General features: G+C 66.6%; 13 protein-coding genes. All 13 read right to left on the bottom strand.

Features of this window, described 5'->3' with window-relative positions; all coding sequences use genetic code 11:
* Position 1: 1 nt before the first annotated feature.
* A complete protein-coding gene (locus AC0IZJ_RS05680; protein ID WP_471847546.1) occupies positions 2 to 514 on the bottom strand; it encodes a MerR family transcriptional regulator in 513 nt (170 codons plus the stop codon).
* 47 nt (positions 515 to 561) lie between these two features.
* Positions 562 to 930: an integration host factor subunit alpha gene (locus tag AC0IZJ_RS05675; protein WP_331175097.1), complete on the bottom strand. Its 369-nt coding sequence runs from the start codon at positions 928 to 930 to the stop codon at positions 562 to 564.
* A gap of 22 nt (positions 931 to 952) precedes the next feature.
* Positions 953 to 3,382, bottom strand: a complete 2,430-nt coding sequence (pheT, locus tag AC0IZJ_RS05670; RefSeq protein ID WP_471847543.1) for a phenylalanine--tRNA ligase subunit beta — start codon at positions 3,380 to 3,382, stop codon at positions 953 to 955.
* A gap of 10 nt (positions 3,383 to 3,392) precedes the next feature.
* Positions 3,393 to 4,436 (bottom strand): phenylalanine--tRNA ligase subunit alpha, encoded by a 1,044-nt coding sequence (pheS, locus tag AC0IZJ_RS05665; RefSeq protein ID WP_471847541.1) that lies wholly within the window; start codon positions 4,434 to 4,436, stop codon positions 3,393 to 3,395.
* Between the two features lie 89 nt (positions 4,437 to 4,525).
* On the bottom strand, positions 4,526 to 4,882 hold the full coding sequence (gene rplT / locus AC0IZJ_RS05660; protein ID WP_025564000.1) for a 50S ribosomal protein L20: 357 nt from the start codon (positions 4,880 to 4,882) through the stop codon (positions 4,526 to 4,528).
* 26 nt (positions 4,883 to 4,908) lie between these two features.
* Positions 4,909 to 5,112 carry a 50S ribosomal protein L35 gene (gene rpmI / locus AC0IZJ_RS05655; RefSeq protein ID WP_056263791.1) on the bottom strand — a complete coding sequence of 68 codons (204 nt, stop codon included), beginning with the start codon at positions 5,110 to 5,112 and terminating at the stop codon, positions 4,909 to 4,911.
* A 120-nt stretch (positions 5,113 to 5,232) separates the two neighbouring features.
* Positions 5,233 to 5,715 (bottom strand): translation initiation factor IF-3, encoded by a 483-nt coding sequence (infC, locus tag AC0IZJ_RS05650; protein ID WP_471847538.1) that lies wholly within the window; start codon positions 5,713 to 5,715, stop codon positions 5,233 to 5,235.
* A gap of 133 nt (positions 5,716 to 5,848) precedes the next feature.
* Positions 5,849 to 7,756: a threonine--tRNA ligase gene (gene thrS, locus AC0IZJ_RS05645; protein ID WP_471847536.1), complete on the bottom strand. Its 1,908-nt coding sequence runs from the start codon at positions 7,754 to 7,756 to the stop codon at positions 5,849 to 5,851.
* A gap of 182 nt (positions 7,757 to 7,938) precedes the next feature.
* Positions 7,939 to 9,036 carry a patatin-like phospholipase family protein gene (locus tag AC0IZJ_RS05640; protein WP_471847534.1) on the bottom strand — a complete coding sequence of 366 codons (1,098 nt, stop codon included), beginning with the start codon at positions 9,034 to 9,036 and terminating at the stop codon, positions 7,939 to 7,941.
* Between the two features lie 30 nt (positions 9,037 to 9,066).
* Entirely contained in the window at positions 9,067 to 11,298 is a 2,232-nt protein-coding gene (locus AC0IZJ_RS05635; RefSeq protein ID WP_471847532.1) for a TonB-dependent receptor plug domain-containing protein, read from the bottom strand.
* A gap of 152 nt (positions 11,299 to 11,450) precedes the next feature.
* Positions 11,451 to 13,787 (bottom strand): Tex family protein, encoded by a 2,337-nt coding sequence (locus tag AC0IZJ_RS05630; RefSeq protein WP_471847530.1) that lies wholly within the window; start codon positions 13,785 to 13,787, stop codon positions 11,451 to 11,453.
* Positions 13,788 to 13,865: 78 nt separating this feature from the next.
* Complete coding sequence (locus AC0IZJ_RS05625; RefSeq protein ID WP_471847528.1) at positions 13,866 to 14,867, bottom strand: PEP-CTERM sorting domain-containing protein; 1,002 nt, start codon at positions 14,865 to 14,867, stop codon at positions 13,866 to 13,868.
* A 116-nt stretch (positions 14,868 to 14,983) separates the two neighbouring features.
* Positions 14,984 to 16,246 carry a TIGR03862 family flavoprotein gene (locus tag AC0IZJ_RS05620; RefSeq protein ID WP_471847526.1) on the bottom strand — a complete coding sequence of 421 codons (1,263 nt, stop codon included), beginning with the start codon at positions 16,244 to 16,246 and terminating at the stop codon, positions 14,984 to 14,986.
* Between the last annotated feature and the right edge of the window lie 12 nt (positions 16,247 to 16,258).

The raw sequence follows: 16,258 nt of genomic DNA, 5'->3' as shown, positions 1-16,258 counted from the left end.
CTCAGGTCAGAAGACTCGCCCGGATTGCAAGAAGTTCGGCGCGCACCTGCTCGAGCGAGGTGAGCGGGTCGATGGCCAGCACCGGCAGCGTCATCGACGCCTCTGCGGCCTTCAGCGGTTGAGCATGCGAGGCTTGCGGGCGAGCGGCAGGCAGATGAGCCAGCTCAACCGGCATGTCGCTGCCGTCGTCACCATCCATCGCATCAAGCGCCTGCGCCGCCTCCGCTTCGTCACGGAAGTTCTGCGCCGCAGCGGGCGGCAGACCTTCGCTGAGCTGGTTGCGCGCGCCGCTGATCGTGAAGCCCTGGTCGTAGAGCAGGTCGCGGATGCGGCGGATCAGCAGCACTTCGTGGTGCTGGTAGTAGCGCCGGTTGCCGCGCCGCTTCATGGGCTTGAGTTGGGTGAACTCCTGCTCCCAGTAGCGCAGAACATAAGGCTTCACGCCGCAAAGGTCACTCACCTCACCGATGGTGAAGTAGCGTTTGGCGGGGATGGCGGGAAGCGCCTTATCCATTGCAAATTCCATTGCAAATCAACAAGTTCGCGAGGGGAGGGGAGACTCTACTCGAAGTCTTCACCGGCCGGCGCGTCACCTTGCACCTGCCCCTTGAGTTTGTGGCTTGCGTGAAAAGTCACGACGTTGCGAGCCTTGATGGGAATGGACTCGCCGGTGCGCGGATTGCGGCCCGGGCGCGGCGCCTTGCGGCGGATGTTGAAGTTGCCGAAACCGGAGAGCTTCACGTCCTGACCCTTGACGAGGCTGTCGTGCAGGATGTCGAAGAAGGCTTCGACCATGTCCTTGGACTCCCGCTTGTTCAGCCCGAGCTTGTCGAACAGCAGTTCGGCCAGTTCCGCCTTGGTCAGCGTGGGCGTTTCCAGGCTGCCGATAACGACAGCCGCTGCCTCTTTCTTGACGTCGTTTGCGTCCATGGTGTGTTCCTCCTCCAGAGGGTCAGCTGCGCAGGCGGGCGCCGAGTTGGCTGCCTGCCGCGGCGACGATGGCCGCGACGGCAGCGTCGATGCGTTCGTCGGTCAACGTGGCTTCGTCGTCGAGCAGTTCCAGGCGCACGGCCAGGCTGCGCTCGTCGGCTTGCAGGTCCGTGCTGTTGCCTGCGGTCGGCTTGAAGACGTCGAACAGCCTGGCCGAGCGCAGCAGCGCACCGCCGGCTGCGGTGATGGTGGCCATCAGCGCGTCATGCGGGGTGCTGTCCTTGACGACTAGCGCCAGGTCGCGCTGCACGGCCTGCTGGCGCGGCAGCGGCCGGCCCTGCGGCAACGTGCGCAGCAGCGCGGCGTCGAGGTTCAGCTCGAAGACGATAGGCGCATTGCCACTGATTTCGTAGCCTTGGCGCCAGCGCGGGTGCAGTTCGCCAACGATGCCGATGGCGTCGCCGTTCAGCTTCACGCGAGCGCTGCGGCCCGGATGCAGGGCGGGGTGTTCTGCCGCTTCAAACGTCAGCGCCTGCGGCGCGAACAGGGCTTCGAGGTCGCCCGTCACATCGAAGAAGTCAACGGCGCGCTCGCGCTGGCTCCACTGATGCTGGTCAGCCGGGCCCCAGGCGAGGCCGCCCAGGCGCAGCGGCTGCGCGATGCCGGCGACGCTCAGCGGGCCGTTGGCGACAGCAGCATCACGCTTGAACACGCGGCCCAGCTCGAACACGCGCACGCGAGTCGCACGGCGAGCCTGGTTGTGGCGCAAGACCTGCACGAGGCTGCCGATGAGGCTGGTGCGCATCACCGACAGCGGTGCGGCGATGGGGTTCAGCAGCTTGATAGGGTCGGTGACGCCGGCCAGCTCGCGCTCCCAGCGTTCTTCGACGAAGCTGAAGTTGATCGTCTCGAAGTAGTCGCGTGCGCTAACCGCGCGACGCAGCGCATGCGTGGACTGGCGCGACTCCGAGCCCGTTCGGCCGACGATCGGTGCCAGCGGCGCGGTCGACGGCAGCGTCGGATAGCCCAGCACGCGGATGACTTCCTCGATGAGGTCTTCCTCGATCAGGATGTCGAAGCGCCAGCTCGGCGGGGTGACCGTGATGACGCCGTCGGCAGCGGTGAAAGGAAGGCCCAGGCGCGTGAACACGCCTTCACATTGCGCCTGCGTCAGCGGCATGCCGATGACCTTGACCGCCCGTGCCACACGCAGCGTGACGGGCTTGCGCACCGGCATGTTGGGCAACTGGTCGTCCATCGGGCCGACGCGCGTCTCGGCCGTGCCGCAGATGTCGACGATGAGCTGCGTGATGCGCTCGATGTGCTCGACGGTTTGCGAGGCATCGACGCCGCGCTCGAAGCGGTGGCCGGCGTCGGTCGAGAAGTTGTAGCGGCGGCCTCGGCCCATGACGGCCTCAGGCCACCAGAACGCGGCTTCGACGTAGATGTTGCGCGTGTCGTCGGACACGGCGGTGTGGTCGCCGCCCATGATGCCGGCGAGGGACTCGACCTCGCGTGCATCGCTGATGACACCGACTCTCTCGTCGACGGTGATGGTGCTGCCGTTCAGCAGCTTGAGCTGCTCGCCAGCCTTGCCCCAGCGCACGACCAGCTCGCCGCTGATCTTGTCCAAGTCGAAGATGTGCGAAGGGCGGCCGTACTCGAACATCACGTAGTTGGAGATGTCGACGAGCGCCGTGACCGGGCGCTGGCCGCAGCGTTCAAGGCGCTGGACCATCCAGGCGGGCGTCTGCGCAGCAGTGTTGATGCCCTTGACGATGCGGCCCGAGAAACGGCCGCACAGGTCAGTGGCTTCGATGCGCACCGGCAGCTTGTCGTCGGTCGTCGGCTTGACCGGCGGGAACTCGGCCTTCAGCAGTGGCGCGCCGGTCAGCGCAGCCACTTCGCGCGCGACGCCAAACACGCTCAGGCCGTGGCCCAGGTTCGGCGTCAGCTTCAGCGTGAACAGCGTGTCGTCGAGATTGAGTTGCTTGCGGATGTCTTCGCCGACGACGGCATCGACGGGCAGTTCCAGCAGGCCGCCATGGTCTTCGCTGAGCTTGAGCTCGCGGGCTGAGCACAGCATGCCGAAGCTCTCGACACCGCGCAGCTTGCCGACGCCGATCTTGAAGGGCTTGGCGGCGTCGTCAGTCGGCAGCTCGGCGCCGACGGTGGCCAGCGGCACCTTGATGCCCACGCGGGCATTGGGCGCGCCGCAGACAATCTGCAGGGGTTCAGCGCCGCCAGCATTGACCTTGCAAACGCGCAACTTGTCGGCGTTCGGGTGCTGCTCGGCTTCGATGATTTCGGCGACGACGATGCCGTGAAAGGGCGGCGCGACAGGGCGCAGTTCTTCCACTTCCATGCCGGACATGGTCAGCAGTTCGGCCAGGGCTTGGGTGGACAGCGGCGGATTGCAGAACTCGCGCAGCCAGGACTCGGGGAATTGCATAGCGTGCTGATTACTTGAACTGTGCGAGGAAGCGAAGGTCGCCGTCGAAGAAGGCGCGCAGGTCGTTGACGCCATAGCGCAGCATCGCGAGGCGGTCGATGCCGGAGCCGAAGGCGAAGCCGATGTAGCGCTCGGGGTCCAGCCCCATGTTGCGGATCACCTGCGGGTGCACCTGGCCCGAGCCCGACACCTCGAGCCAACGCCCCTTCAGCGGACCGCTCTCGAACATGATGTCGATCTCGGCGCTGGGCTCGGTGAACGGGAAGTAGCTGGGGCGGAAGCGCAGCTGCAGCTGGTCGGTCTCGAAGAAGGCGGTGATGAAGTTCAGGTAGACCGCCTTCAGGTCCTTGAACGAGATGTTCTCGCCCACCCACAGGCCTTCGACCTGGTGGAACATCGGCGAGTGGGTCGCATCGCTGTCGACGCGGTAGGTGCGGCCCGGCGCGATGACGCGGATCTCTGGCATCGTGTCCTGGCCGGCGTAGCGCTTGGCGTGGGCCTGCGCATAGCGGATCTGCATCGGGCTGGTGTGCGGGCGCAGATTCAGCCATGCACCGTTCTCGTCCTTCATGTCGACGTAGAACGTGTCCTGCATCGAGCGGGCGGGGTGATTCTCGGGGTTGTTGAGCGCCGAGAAGCTGTACCAGTCGGTCTCGATCTCGGGGCCGTCAGCCACGTCGAAACCCATCGAGCCAAAGATGGCCTCGATGCGCTCCATGGCGCGTGTGATCGGGTGCAGGCCGCCGGTGCCGCGCTGGCGGCCGGGCAGGGTCACGTCGAGGGCCTCGGCCTTGAGCTGCTTCTCAAGCTCGGCAGCGGCCAACGCATCGCGGCGGGCAGTCAGCGCGGCTTCGATGCCGACCTTGAGCTGGTTGATCTCGGCGCCGCGGGTCTTTTTTTCCTCGATGCTGAGGGCGCCCAGGCCCTTCATCAGTTCGGTGACGCGGCCGGACTTGCCGAGGAAGCGTGCCTTGGCGTTTTCCAGTTCGGCGGGTGTGGGCGCGGCAGCGAAATCAGCCGTGGCCGCTTGCAGCAAAGCGTCGAGATCAGTCATTCGGGGGAGGCAAATAAAAGGGGGCCGGTCACTGGGTGACCGGCCCCTCAAAAGTTGCGTGCTCCGACGTGAGTCGGAGCGGATCGCAATCAGGCGAGCGCGGCCTTCACCTTGGCGAAGATGCTGGCAAAGCCAGCCGGGTCATTGACGGCCAGATCGGCGAGAACCTTGCGGTCGATCTCGATCTGGGCCTTCTTCAGACCCGCCACGAACTTGCTGTAGGACAGACCCAGACCACGCGATGCAGCGTTGATACGGGCGATCCAGAGCTGGCGGAAGACGCGCTTCTTGGTACGACGGTCACGGTAGGCGTATTGGCCCGCCTTCATCACCGCCTGCTTGGCGATGCGGAAGACGTTCTTACGACGACCCCGGAAGCCCTTGGCCAGAGCCAAGACCTTCTTGTGACGGGCACGAGCGGTTACACCACGTTTGACGCGAGGCATGTGTTTCTCCTTGAGTCAGTAGTGGATTACAGGCCAGCAAAGGGCAGCATCTGAGCGATGTGTCCCATGTTGGTTTCGTGCACGGCGACCGAACCGCGAAGCTGACGCTTGTTCTTGGTGGTCTTCTTGGTCAGGATGTGGCGCTTGAACGCCTGACCGCGCTTGACGGTGCCACCCGGACGAACGCGAAAACGCTTTTTCGCGCTGCTCTTGGTCTTCATTTTGGGCATGTTGATGCTCCTTCTAGTGTGTCCCTGGGGCGATGCCGGTGAGCCCGGCATGCTTGTTGGCCTCAGGAGACTTGTAAGCCGGTGGGCGACCAAACCCGCCGGCTGAACTCTGTTTCGGTCTTAGCGCTTTTTAGGCGCCAGGACCATGATCATCTGCCGACCTTCGAGCTTCGGCATGTTCTCGACGATCGCAACGTCGGCCAGTTCGTCGCGAATCCGCTCCAGCAGGCGCATGCCGATGTCCTGGTGCGTGATTTCGCGGCCCCGGTAGCGCAGCGTGACCTTGCCCTTGTCGCCGTCTTCGGCGATGAAGCGGCGCAGATTGCGCATCTTGATCTGGTAGTCGCCTTCGTCCGTGCCCGGACGGAATTTGACTTCCTTGATTTCGATGACCTTCTGCTTGGACTTGGCCTCGGCAGCGCGCTTCTGCTCGATGTACTTGAACTTCCCGTAGTCCATCAGCCGGCATACCGGCGGATTGGCGGTGGGGGAAATCTCGACCAGGTCCACATCCATGTCGCCCGCCATACGCAGGGCTTCCTGGATGCTGACGACGCCGATGGGTTCGTTCTCGGGGCCGTTCAGACGGACTTCGGGAGCCATGATTTCGCGGTTCAACCGGTGCTTGCGCTCCGGAATCGCACGACGGTCGGCAAACGTAGCGATGGTGTAGACCTTTCAAAAGGCCCCAAGGCGAGGGGCCCTAAATAAAACAAATCGCGCCCGGACGGCTCTTTCAGACCTTGTTGGTGATGTCTGCGGAGATCCGGTTGAGGAAGTCCTGCAGGGGCATCACGCCGAGATCCTGGTTGCCACGGGCGCGTACCGCAACGCTGCCATTCGCCTTTTCCTTGTCGCCTACGACGAGGATGTACGGCAGCTTTTGCATTGAATGCTGGCGGATTTTATAGGTGATCTTCTCGTTGCGCAAATCCGCCGAGGCCCTAAGCCCTTGTTTTTGCAGCGATTTCACAATTTCAGACACGTAATCGGCCTGCGCGTCGGTGATATTGGCCACGACGACCTGTGTTGGTGCGAGCCAGACGGGCAGCGCGCCGGCATGCTGCTCGATCAGGATGCCGATGAAACGCTCCAGGCTGCCGACGATGGCGCGGTGCAGCATGACGGGTGTCTTGTGCTGGCTGTCCTCGTCGACGAAGGCGGCGCCGAGGCGCTCCGGCATGTTGGAGTCGATCTGGATCGTGCCGCACTGCCACTGGCGGCCGAGGGCGTCCTTCAGTGCGTACTCGATCTTGGGCGCGTAGAAGGCGCCCTCTCCGTGGGCGATCTCGAACTCGCAGCCGGAGCGGCGCAGCGACTCCATCAGCACCTGCTCGGTGCGGTCCCAATACTCGTCCGTGCCGATGCGGGCGGCCGGACGAGTCGCGACCTTGTAGACGATGTCGGTAAAGCCGAAGTCCGCGTAAACCTTCTTGAGCAGCGTCGTGAACGAGGCGCATTCGTCCAGGATCTGGTCGTCGGTGCAGAAAATGTGGCCGTCGTCCTGCGTGAAGCCGCGCACGCGCATGATGCCGTGCAGGCCGCCGGTGGGCTCGTTGCGGTGGCACTGGCCGAATTCGCCAAAGCGCAGGGGCAGGTCACGGTAGCTCTTCACGCCCTGGTTGAAGATCAGGATGTGGCCAGGGCAGTTCATCGGCTTGAGCGCGTAGTCACGCTTCTCCGACTCAGTCGTGAACATGTTGTCGCGGTATTTGTCCCAGTGGCCGGACTTCTCCCACAGGCCCTTGTCGAGGATCTGCGGGCCCTTGACCTCCAGGTAGCCATTCTCGCGATAGACGCGGCGCATGTACTGCTCCACCTCCTGCCAGACGGCCCAGCCCTTGGGATGCCAGAACACGGTGCCCGGCGAGTGCTCGTCGATGTGGAACAGGTCGAGTTCGCGGCCGAGCTTGCGGTGATCGCGCTTCTCGGCTTCTTCCAGGCGGATCAGGTACTTTTGCAGATCGTCCTTGCTCGCCCAGGCCGTGCCGTAGATGCGTTGCAGCATCTCGTTGCGGTGGTCGCCGCGCCAGTAGGCGCCGGCCACCTTCATCAGCTTGAAGTGCTTGAGCTTGCCCGTCGACGGCACATGGGGGCCGCGGCAGAGGTCTTCGAAGGCGCCTTCGCTGTAGAGCGACACGTCCTGGTCTGCCGGGATGCTCTCGATGATCTCGGCCTTGTAGGCCTCGCCCATGGCCTTGAAATGCGCCACGGCCTCATCGCGCGGCAGCACGCGGCGCTCGACCTTTTCGTCCTTCTTGGCCAGCTCGGTCATCTTGGCTTCGATGGCGGCCAAGTCGTCGGGCGTGAATGGCCGCTTGTAGGCAAAGTCGTAATAGAAGCCGTTTTCGATGACCGGGCCGATGGTGACCTGGGCGTCGGGGTAGAGCGACTTGACGGCGTAGGCCAGCAGGTGGGCCGTCGAGTGGCGGATCAGCTCCAGGCCATCGGCGTCCTTGTCGGTGACGATGGCGAGCTGCGCATCCTGACTGATGACGTGGCTGAGGTCGACAAGCTTGCCGTCGACGCGGCCGCCAAGTGCGGCCTTGGCCAAGCCGGCGCCGATGCTGGCGGCGACGTCGCCGACGGACAACGCGGCGGGGAACTCACGGCGCGAGCCGTCGGGGAGTTGAATCGAAATCATGGGGTGCTCCGGGAGCGAGGACAACAAAAAAGCGCGGCCACTTGCCGCGCTTGATTGGTGAAGTCCGAAAAGGACTGGCGTGACGAGCCGCGGCCGACTAGGTACCGGTGAAGGTGGTCGTAGTTCGCGGTGTCATAACCAGGGTGCCTTTCTCGCTCTTGTGATGGGAGGGAGCGGCGATTCTAAAGCGGCAAGGCGGAAATGGAGTCGCGCTGGGCCAACGCGGCGAACTCGTCGGCCAGGCGCTGGCTCTCGGTCACTGAGACGCGCCAGCGGCGGCGGCGTTCTTCTGCGTCCAGTTTGATGAAGTCGTTGCGGTCGGGCAGCTTGGCGCCGCGCAACCGGGCAATCCATTCGGGCGAGGGGCAGAGCAGCACGACGTTGTCGAGGAAGGCCGTCGAGCGATGGCGGTGCTTCAAGGCCTTGTCCAGCCAGCCGGGTACGACTTGGCGCTGGAAGTGTGGATAGAGCACCAGAGGCGCGCCGGACGACTGCAGCGCGCGGTAGTCCAGGTGCAGGTGGTAGTCGGTGATGCCGCCATCCCAGTAGGCGCCGCGCGGCGCGCCGGGAAGGTCGTGCTGGGCGCGCAGCCAGAACGGGATGGAGCAGCTCGCCAGCAGCGCGCCGCGCAGGTTGGCGCGCGACAGGTGGACCTCGCGCGTCGTGAAGTCGTTCAGCTTCAGCGGCAGGCGGTCGCGCGGGTCGGAGAAGACGACGCGTTCCAGGAAGCGGCCCAGCAGCGGGCGCGCCAAGGCGTTGGCCGCGAAGGCGCCGAGGTAGCCCAGCGGCGTGCGCAGCCGGCCTTCGCGCGCCAGCAGCCCCAAGCCTTTGTTCTGACCACGCGACGTGATGACGTGCAGGCGAAAGCGCGGGTGAGTCAGCACATCGGCTTCGCGGCCCGTGAAGATCTCGCCCAGGATCTCGCCGAAGCGCTGGCTGACGCCCTCGGGGCGCGGGCGCTTGTCGCCGGGCAGCACGTCGTATTCCTGCGTCACATAGGCCTCGGCCATGGTGTCGAAGGCCGTGGTGACGTCGCGGTGGGCCAGTGCCGCCGTGGCCATGCGCCAGGCGCCGATGCTGGCGCCGACGAGGTGGACGGTCTGGCGGCTCTGCGGCAGCCACTCGCCGAAGATGAAGCGGTCCAGGCCGTTGAGGATCAGCCCCTTGGGGCCGCCTGCGGCGGCGGGGATCAGGCCGACGTCTTCGGCGCGCAGGCCGCGCTCGGCCAGCCGGGCTTTCGCGGCAGGGCCGGCAAAGACTTGCAGGGCTTCCGAGGTCATGGCCTCAGAAGATAGCCGGTCGGCGCGAGGTCAGAACTTGTGTTCCCAATTCACGGCCCACCAGGCGACGGGCTGGCGCTGGTTAAGGTTGTAGTCGGGCAGGTCGGTGATGGTGACCCGCGTGCCCTGCTTGGGCTGGAACAGGCCGTTGACGCTGACGCGCACGCTGTCCTGCTTGCCGACCTGCATCGCCGCGAACGCGTCGAGCGAGCGCGCGGCCAGGGTCTCCTGGCGCTGCAGGTCGCTCTGCTGCACGTCGAAGTCCGGCGCGATCTGGGCGCTGAAGCCCATGTTGATCGGCAGGCTCTTGAGCCGGTAGTCCGCACCGAAATTGAACTGCCACGGCTGCTGACCTTCGAGCCGGTTGTCCGGGCCGCGGATGTCGGCGACGCGTGATCGGTACAGGTTCAACGACGCGCGCAGGTTCAGGGCCGTCGCCGTGTCGAACAGGCTGGGGAACAGTTCCCCCGCGCGGCCCTTCACTTCGAGCTCGAGGCCTTGCGTCGTGGCCTTGCTGAGATTGACCTGCGTGATGACGTAGCGCTGGGTCACGGCCCATGGCACCGTCATCAGGCGCGGTCGGTCGGTGCGGATCAGGTTGCTGATGCTGCGATGGAACACGCCGACCGACACGAGGCCGCCCGCCGGCAGGTACTTCTCGAATGCCACGTCCAGCCCGGTAGCCAGCTCCGGCTTCAGCTGCGGGTTGCCGACGCGGTCCGGCCCCAGCTCGGTGTTGATGCGGGCGTCCGGGCCTTCCACCTTGTAGTCCGTATTGATGGTCGGGCGAGCGATCAGCTGCTGCACGTCCGCTGCCTTGTAGCTGCGCGTCAGGCTGGCGCGCACGAGGTCGCGGCCCTTGGGGTCGGGCTTGAAGTTGACGTGCAGCAGCGGCGTCGTAACCTTGCTGGTGCTCGTGAACTCGCTGCCTGCGCCTTCACTGCCCAGCTTGATCTGCTCATGGCGCACGCCGGCATACGCCGACCACTGCTTGTTGATCTCCCACTCGTCCTGCGCATAGATCGCCGTGCGGTCGATGGTGGCATCGAAGGGCTGGCCTTCCAGGCCGGACAGCAGCGGCTTGCCGTTCTCCAGGGTGCGGCGCGTCTCGTTGCGGGTGCGGCGCTCCAACTCGCTGCCAACGGTGACAGTGTGGTCCTCGCCTGCGTACTGGCTGTACTTGCCGGACAGCGTGGCGTTGCGGTTGATGTTGTCGCCCGTCGTCGTGCGCGAGATGGTCTCGACGCCGGCCAGGTTGCGACCGACGAAGCCGAAGTTGAAGTCCGCACCACCGCTGCCGGCACCGGCGCGCAGCTCGATGCGCCGGCCGTCCTCGAACCGGTTGTTGTATTGCAAGTTCAGGCGCTGCGCCGAGAAAGTGCCACGGTTGCGCGTGGTGTCCAGCTGGCTGGGCGGCAGCACGCTCTTGCTCGGCGTGCCGGGGGTGCCCGGGTCGGAGAACAGCACCTCGGTCGTGTTGGAGCCTTCGTTGCGGAACTGGTTGTTGATGTAGAAAGCCTGCAGCGTCAGTGTCTCGTCATCGCCGAGCTTCCAGTTCAGACGCGGCGCCGTGTTGAAGCCGCGGCCGTAGGCGCGGTCACGGCCGGCGCTGCGCAGGCCGGTCAGCCCCCGGTCCCGCACGCGGTCGCTTTCCGTCTCGTTGACGAAGTTCCACTGGTTGACCGAAATTGGCAACACGAAACCGACACCGCCGACGATGCGGTCGCCGTAGGTGAAGCCGGCGTTGATGACCGGCTTCTCCGAGGCGTAGGCCAGGCCCAGGCGCAGGTCCTTCTGCACGACGCGCGGCGCGTCCTTCAGGATGATGTTGAGCGTGCCGGCGATGGCCTGGGCGCTCTGGTCCGCCGTCGGTGCTTTGCTCACTTCCAGGCGCTCGACCTGGGCGGGGTTCAGGTTGTCGAGGCTGAAGCCCGGGGGCGCTGGTTCGCCGTTGACGAGGATCTGCGTATAGGCGCCGCCCAGGCCGCGCATGCGCAGCTGGCCGCCGGAGACGTTGATGCCCGGCAGGCGCTTGAGCACGTCGCTCAACTGCGTGTCGCCGTATTTGTCCAGCTCATCGCGGCCGTAGAGCTGCTTGGCCACGGGCTCGCGGCGGCGCAGATCGGTGTCGGTCAGCGCGCGGCGCACTTCGACGCGTTCTAGCTGGTTGCCGGGCGGGGTGGCGGCGCGGTCGACCTCCTGCTGGGCCAGGACGAGGGCCGGACAGAGCAGAAGCAGCGAGGCGAGGGCGGGGGTTTTCAAGAAGGACTCCGGGTGTTCAGGGCGGCGCGGACCATAGCCGTGCCAATGAGGCGATGCAGTCGGCCTGCGACCAGCTGCGATTTGCGGTGCATCAGTCGACGGCCAGGGGTGCGGGGCGGGATGTTGGCAGCGCCGTGTGTCAATGCCGAAGGTCAGCGCTTGAGCTTGGCAAAGGCGGAAGCCATGGCGCCGCCGCCGGCCGGCTGCTGGTCATGCGACGGGCGCAAGCCGGCGCTGGGCCGCTCGTTGCGAGCGGCGGGGCGGAAGGCGTTGTCCTGCTTGGGGCCACGCGGTGCTTGGGCATCGAGCTTCATCGTCAGCGAGATGCGCTGCCGGGCCAGGTCGACCTCCAGCACCTTGACCTTGACGATGTCGCCGGTCTTGACGATCTCGCGCGCATCGCTGACGAACTTGTTGGCCAGCTGGCTGACGTGAATGAGGCCGTCCTGGTGCACGCCCAGGTCGACGAAGGCGCCGAACTGCGCCACGTTGCTGACCGTGCCTTCGAGCAGCATGCCGGGTTGCAGGTCCTTGACGTCCTCGACGCCGTCGTTGAAGCGCGCCACCTTGAAGTCAGGACGCGGGTCGCGGCCGGGTTTTTCCAGCTCGGCCAGCACGTCCTTGACGGTGATGAGGCCGAAGCGTTCGTCGGCCAGCAGCTCGGGCTTGAGCGTTCGCAGCACCTCGCTGCGGCCGATGATGTCCGCGGCCGGGCGCTTCAGCAGCGTCAGCGCCTTCTCGACCAGCGGGTAGGTCTCGGGGTGGACACCGCTGAAGTCCAGCGGGTTGTCGCCGCCGTGGATGCGCAGGAAGCCTGCGGCCTGCTCGAAGGTCTTGGGGCCCAGGCCCGTCACGTCCAGCAGCTGCTGGCGGTTGCGGAAGGCGCCGTTCGCGTCGCGCCAGCGCACGATGCTGCTGGCGACCGACGCCGACAGGCCGGACACCTTGGCGAGCAGTGCCTGCGACGCGGTGTTCAGGTCCACGCCGACCTTGTTCACGCAGTCCTCGACGACGGCGTCCAGCGTGCGCGCCATCTCGCTCTGGTTGACGTCGTGCTGGTACTGGCCGACGCCGATGCTCTTGGGATCGATCTTGACCAGCTCGGCCAGCGGGTCCTGCAGGCGGCGGGCGATGGACACGGCGCCGCGCAGGCTCACGTCCAAGTCGGGCAATTCCTTGGATGCGAATTCCGATGCCGAGTAGACCGACGCGCCGGCCTCGCTGACGACGACCCGCTCGATCTTGACGTTCGCATCCAGCGCCTGCAGCTTCTTGATGAGCTCGCCGGCCAGCTTGTCGGTCTCGCGGCTGGCCGTGCCGTTGCCGATGGCAATCAGGTTGACGCCATGCGTGGCGCACAGCTTGGCCAGCGTGTGCAGGGCGCCGTCCCAATCGCGGCGGGGCTCGTGCGGGTAGACGGTGGACGTGTCCAGCACGCGGCCGGTGTCCGAGACGACCGCGACCTTCACGCCGGTGCGGATGCCCGGGTCCAGCCCCATGACCACCCGTTTGCCGGCCGGAGCGGCCAGCAGCAGGTCGCGCAGGTTCTCGGCGAAGACCTTGATGGCCGTGGCTTCGGCGCTCTCGCGCAGGCGGGCGAACAGGTCGCGCTCCAGGCTCAGCGAAAGCTTGACCTTCCAGGTCCAGCCGACCGTCTTGCGGATCAGCGCATCGCCCGGGCGGTTGGCATGGCGCCAGCCGAGGTGCGATGCAATGCGGCCTTCAGCCAAGGTCGGCTGGCCGGTGACGACTTCTTCGTCCAGCACCAGCTTGGCATCCAGCAGCTCCAGCGTGCGGCCGCGGAAGACCGCGAGCGCGCGGTGCGAAGGCACGGTCTTGATGCTCTCCGCGTAGTCGAAGTAGTCGCGGAACTTGGCGTGGTCCGGCGTGTCTGGGCTCTTGCCGTCCATCAGCTTGGACTGGAACAGGCCCACATCCCAGAGCCACTCGCGCAGCTTGCCCACCAGCAGGGCGTCCTCGGCCCAGCGCTCGGCAAGCAGGTCGCGCACGCCGTCCAGCACCGCGTGGGCGTCGGCGAACCCAGCCTCGGCATTGATGAATGAAGCGGCTTCGGACAGCGGCTCCAATGTCGGATCGGCGAAGAGCTTGTCCGCCAGCGGCTCCAGCCCCGCCTCGCGGGCGATCAGTCCCTTGGTGCGGCGCTTGACCTTGTAGGGCAGGTACAGATCTTCCAGCTCCTGCTTGGTTGGCGCAGCGCGGATGGCGGCCTCCAGCTCGGGCGTCAGCTTGCCCTGCTCGGCGATGGCCTTCACCACCGCCTCGCGGCGCTCGGCCAGCTCACGCAGGTAGATGAGGCGCACATCCAGCTCACGCAGCTGGATATCGTCCAGGCCGTCGGTGGCTTCCTTGCGGTAGCGGGCGATGAAGGGCACGGTGGCCCCGCCGTCCAGCAGGTCGACGGCGGCCTGCACCTGGGCGGGCCGAACCTTTAGCTCGGCGGCAATCTGGGAAACGATCTGTTGGCTCAAAACGGGGCTCTGATGCTGCGCAAAGCCCGCGATTTTCCCACACGGGTGCCGGCTGCCCGGGCACCCTGATGCCGCGGTTCAGCGGCGCTGGCGGCGGCGCAGTGCCAGGCCCGCGAGGCCTGCGGCCAGCAGCAGCGCGGGCGTCGGCTCGGGCACGGCCGAGACTGCGTTCAGCGGCAGTGCGGGGCCGCCATCAACGCTGACGCTCACGACGCCCAGTGTGTGCGAGAAGTCCGCCAGGCCGCCGTTCTGCGCGCCGGTGAAGAGCATCACGTTCATGAAATAGCTGTAGCGCCCGCACGCCGGCTTGAACGCCTCGGGCTCCTTGCCGGTGCATTTCACTTCGGTCCCGTTGGCGGTCACGTGCAATGCGGCATCGACGTCGATCGAGCGGTGCATCGTGTCGGACTGAGCGCCGAAGGTGTCCAGGTGCGTCTGCGTGCTCGATTTGAGCGTGCTTATCTCATGCAGCCACAAGTCGCCCTCGGCGCCCGCCGTCAAGCCGGCCGCCCCGAACAGCGCGGCCTGGCTTTCGTTGGTGGGCTCCGTCTGCGAGCCATAGGCCAGCGCCGCGACAACAGCGCCCGACGCGTCGGCGCCGAGGGCGCGGTCGCCATTGGTGGCGAGCAGGCCGTTGAGCTTGAGGTCAAAGCGCACGGGCGCAGGGCTGTCGAGCACGGCCCAGTAGGACACGACGGCATATGACAGGGCGCCCGTCCAGGTGCTGTCGGGCTGCATCGGGTCGACCGCCTGGCTGAACGCGCCCAGCTTGTTGGTGGACACGCTAGCAGCGGCAAACGCTTGCTTGCTGCCGAGCGTCTGCACGGTCTCTGTCGAGCGGGTCAGCTCGGCGGGCTTGGGAAGGGCCACCCGCCCACCCTCCAGCGTCGTGGCGCCGTCGATGTAGGTCCCGGCGCTCACGTGGTTGGTGAAGACATACCACTGGTTCAGCGTCACCCCATAGAGATTCTCGGGCGTCGGGTTGCCGAGCGGTGGCGTGGGCAACGTGGCCTGGGCGGCGGCGAGGCCGGGAAGAAGCGCTGCGAGCAGGGCGAGACGCGGGGCACGGAGAAGGCGCATGGTGGGTGGGTTAGCAAGGGCCGCGCGAGTCTAGAAGCGTGCCCGCCGCGGCGACCTTCTGCTGTGTCCCCATCCCTAGGGGGAGGAGGGCGCCAACATGCAACCCTTTGTGACCCTCAGCGGCCGACGCGCAGCCAGTCGGCGAGGCCCCGCGCGGCCGCCCGGCCACTGGCGAAGCTGGCGGTCAGCAAGTAGCCGCCGGTCGGCGCCTCCCAGTCCAGCATCTCGCCGGCGCAGAAGACACCGGGCAGGGCGTTGAGCATCAGCCCTTCGGTCAGCGCCTCGAAGCGCACGCCGCCTGCCGTGCTGATGGCCTCGGCCACGGGGCGCGGGGCGTGCAGTGTCAGCGGCAGGTGCTTGAGCGCGGCAGCCAGCGTGGTCGCGTCCAGCATCTGCTCGCGCGTCAGCAGTTCATGCAACAGGCCCAGCTTCAAGGGGTTGAGGTGCAGGCGGCTTTTCAGGTGCGAGGACAGCGAGCGGCTGCCGCGCGCGTGCTTCACCTCGGCGAACACGCGCTCGGGCGCGAGCTGGGGCAGCAGGTCCAGGTGCAGCAGGGCCGAGCCCTTGCGGGCGATCTGCTCCCGCAGGGCGGCGCTGGCGGCGTAGACGAGGGAGCCCTCGATGCCGGTGGCCGTGATGACGAACTCACCCGCGCGGTAGGCAAAGCCTTCGGCTTCCAGCGCGACCGGCTTGATCGGCTGGCCGGCGAACTCGGCGGCGAAGCGCTCGCTCCAGCCGGGGCCGCCTGCATGGGCGGCGGTGGTGCCGATGTCGAAGCCGCAGTTGGCGGGCAGCAAGGGTGCCACGCCAACGCCGCGCGCGGCCAGCCACGGTGCCCAGGCGCCGTCCGAACCCAGCTGCGGCCAGGAGGCGCCGCCCAGCGCGAGCAGGGTGGCACAGGGTGTGACGAGGCGCTCACCCTCGGGCGTGTCGAAGCGCAGCGCGCCGTCCTCCGCCCAGCCGGTCCAGCGATGCCGCATGGCGAACTTCACGCCGGCCGCACGCAGGCGGTGGAGCCAGGCACGCAGCAGCGGCGCGGCTTTCAGGTCCTTGGGAAAGACGCGGCCCGAGGTGCCGACGAAGGTCTCGATACCGAGACCTGCGGCCCAGTCGCGCAGCGCGTCGCCGTCGAAGCTGCGCAGCAGAGGTTCCAACTGCGCAGCACGCTCGCCGAAGCGGCCGATGAAGGGCTCGAAGGGCTCGGAGTGGGTCAGGTTGAGGCCACCCTTGCCGGCGAGCAGGAACTTGCGGCCGACGCTGGGCTTGGCGTCGTAGACGGTGACGGCGTGGCCGGCAGCGGCCAGCACCTCGGCAGCCATCAGGCCGGCGGGGCCGCCGCCGATGATGACGATGGAATCATTCGGAATCGGGGAACTCATGCCCCGATTGTC

Source organism: Roseateles sp. AC306, assembly GCF_979253795.1.
Note: the sequence above shows the minus strand (reverse complement) of the source record. Positions and strands in the feature narration are given on the sequence as shown.

Excerpts from the sequence above, each read along its gene's own strand:
- infC (WP_471847538.1), bottom strand. The coding sequence starts at position 5,715 with ATGGCTCCCGAAGTCCGTCTGAACGGCCCCGAGAACGAACCCATCGGC.
- pheS (WP_471847541.1), bottom strand. The coding sequence starts at position 4,436 with ATGACTGATCTCGACGCTTTGCTGCAAGCGGCCACGGCTGATTTCGCT.
- thrS (WP_471847536.1), bottom strand. The coding sequence starts at position 7,756 with ATGATTTCGATTCAACTCCCCGACGGCTCGCGCCGTGAGTTCCCCGCC.
- AC0IZJ_RS05625 (WP_471847528.1), bottom strand. The coding sequence starts at position 14,867 with ATGCGCCTTCTCCGTGCCCCGCGTCTCGCCCTGCTCGCAGCGCTTCTT.
- pheT (WP_471847543.1), bottom strand. The coding sequence starts at position 3,382 with ATGCAATTCCCCGAGTCCTGGCTGCGCGAGTTCTGCAATCCGCCGCTG.
- AC0IZJ_RS05640 (WP_471847534.1), bottom strand. The coding sequence starts at position 9,036 with ATGACCTCGGAAGCCCTGCAAGTCTTTGCCGGCCCTGCCGCGAAAGCC.
- AC0IZJ_RS05675 (WP_331175097.1), bottom strand. The coding sequence starts at position 930 with ATGGACGCAAACGACGTCAAGAAAGAGGCAGCGGCTGTCGTTATCGGC.
- AC0IZJ_RS05620 (WP_471847526.1), bottom strand. The coding sequence starts at position 16,246 with ATGAGTTCCCCGATTCCGAATGATTCCATCGTCATCATCGGCGGCGGC.
- AC0IZJ_RS05680 (WP_471847546.1), bottom strand. The coding sequence starts at position 514 with ATGGATAAGGCGCTTCCCGCCATCCCCGCCAAACGCTACTTCACCATC.
- rplT (WP_025564000.1), bottom strand. The coding sequence starts at position 4,882 with ATGCCTCGCGTCAAACGTGGTGTAACCGCTCGTGCCCGTCACAAGAAG.
- rpmI (WP_056263791.1), bottom strand. The coding sequence starts at position 5,112 with ATGCCCAAAATGAAGACCAAGAGCAGCGCGAAAAAGCGTTTTCGCGTT.